General features: G+C 60.9%; 1 protein-coding gene. It reads right to left on the minus strand.

Annotated features, from left to right (window positions below; genetic code table 11):
• Positions 1-47 precede the first annotated feature (47 nt).
• On the minus strand, positions 48-1,313 hold the full coding sequence (locus M3I54_RS44205; protein ID WP_254346699.1) for an IS256 family transposase: 1,266 nt from the start codon (positions 1,311-1,313) through the stop codon (positions 48-50).
• Positions 1,314-1,432 lie beyond the last annotated feature (119 nt).

The following is a 1,432-nucleotide window of genomic DNA, read 5'->3' on the forward strand; positions in this document are numbered from 1 at the left end:
GAGCTAACGTCAAGTCTGGTGTATGGGCAGCATCGTGACGACCGATTTCAAGCGGCGAGTTTCTGCTGAACCGGCCGATCGTCTTGCACCGGTTCGCCGTCCTTGAAGGCAACGCCCGCGAGCAACAGCTTGATCTTTTCCGGGCCGTTGATACGGCGCCAGGTTTTCTCGGCTTCCTCGATCAGCTTGAATGCGAGCCCGAGGAAGGTTGGTCGCGATACGCAGTTGCGCGTGCGCGTCGTACGGTGGCGCACCGTGGCGAACGTCGATTCAATCGCGTTGGTCGTGCGCAAGTGCTGCCAGTGTTCGGCAGGAAACTCGTAGAAGGCCAGCAAGCTGTCTCGGTCCTTCTTCAACGTCTCGGTCGCCTTCGGATATTTGGCCGCATAGATCGACACGAAACGATCGAACGCAGCGTGCGCGTCGGCGCGTGTCGCGGCCATCCAGATCGATTGCATGTCGGCCTTCGCTCGAGCCTGTTGCGACTTGGGCAGCGCGTTCATGACGTTTCCCATTTTATGAAACCAACAGCGCTGGCCACGCGTGGTCGGAAACACCTCTTCCAGCGCCGCCCAGAAGCCCATTGCGCCGTCGCCGACAGCCAGCCGTGGGCCCGCCTTCAGACCGCGCTTTTTCAGGCCGAGCAGCAGCTCCAGCCACGACGCTTTCGTCTCGCGATAACCATCGCCGATCGCCACGCGCTCTTTGCTCCCGTCCGGTTTCACGCCGATGATGACCAGCAAGCATTGTCCGTCGGAGTTCTCGCTGCGCAGCCCCGTGTGAATGCCGTCGACCCACCAATAGACGTAGTGCGACCCGGACATGTCGCGACGGCTCCAAGCCACATGCTCGTCGGCCCATTGCGCCTTCAGCCGGCTCACCACGTTGGCCGACAGGCCCTTGGCGTCATCGCCCAGCAGCACGCTCAACGCTTCGCCCATGTCGCCCGTCGAGATGCCCTTCAGATACAGCCAGGGCAGCGCTGCGCTCACGCGAGGCGACTTCCTCACGTATGGCGGCACGATCGTCGAATTGAACTTCACGCCCGATCCCGATCGATCGCGTACCTTCGGCACCTTCACCGCAATCGGGCCGGCGGCCGTCAACACCTCGCGCTCGGGCAAGTAGCCGTTGCGCACGACGGCGCGTTGCCCTTGCAAAGTCTTGACGTTCGCGAACCGCTCCATCAGCTCTGCCAGCTCCGCTTCGATCGCTTGCTGAATCACTTGCCGCGCCCCGTGACGAACCAATTCGTCCAGACCAAGCCCGACTCCCGATAGACCGACGACTGCTTTTTCCGTATCCTTGCTCATGGTGGATGGTTTGATTTTTTGCTGGTTTCCGACTTCGACAATCAGATTCTCAGTTGAAACCTCCACCGCCTTCAACTTCCCGCCTCAACTCCCCCGTACACCAGATTCGACTTTAGCTC

Origin of the sequence: Paraburkholderia sp. CNPSo 3274 (assembly GCF_024206475.1) — a bacterium.
Taxonomy (GTDB): Bacteria; Pseudomonadota; Gammaproteobacteria; order Burkholderiales; family Burkholderiaceae; genus Paraburkholderia.

What these genes read in the sequence shown, in the direction of transcription:
- M3I54_RS44205 (WP_254346699.1), bottom strand. Translation starts at nt 1,313, where the DNA reads ATGAGCAAGGATACGGAAAAAGCAGTCGTCGGTCTATCGGGAGTCGGG.